The organism is Paenibacillus sp. Soil766 (assembly GCF_001428105.1).
GTDB lineage: Bacteria > Bacillota > Bacilli > Paenibacillales > NBRC-103111 > Paenibacillus_E.
In genome coordinates, this window is record NZ_LMSJ01000020.1 from 1 (window position 1) to 264 (window position 264).

Annotated in this window: 2 rRNA genes (1 of these 2 only partly in view); both read left to right on the forward strand. The window is 50.6% G+C overall.

Annotated features, from left to right (window positions below):
• Window positions 1–90 (forward strand): 23S ribosomal RNA (locus tag ASG89_RS15830); the annotation flags it as partial.
• A gap of 69 nt (window positions 91–159) precedes the next feature.
• Window positions 160–264: ribosomal RNA gene (gene rrf / locus ASG89_RS15835) — 5S ribosomal RNA — on the forward strand; it runs 11 nt beyond the window's last position.

Here is a 264-nt window from a genome sequence, read left to right on the forward strand (position 1 = left end):
CCCTTGTAGACGACGAGGTTGATAGGTTCGAGGTGGAAGTGCGGCAACGTATGCAGCTGACGAATACTAATCGGTCGAGGGCTTAACCAATAAACCTACAWGTTCACTTTACGCAAGTTTCGTATCTAGTTTTCAAGGCGCAAACAAACGCTTTGACTGTTTGGTGATGATGGCGGARGGGATCCACGCGTTCCCATCTCGAACACGACCGTTAAGCCYTCCAGCGTCGATGGTACTTGAACCGCAGGGTTCTGGGAGAGTAGA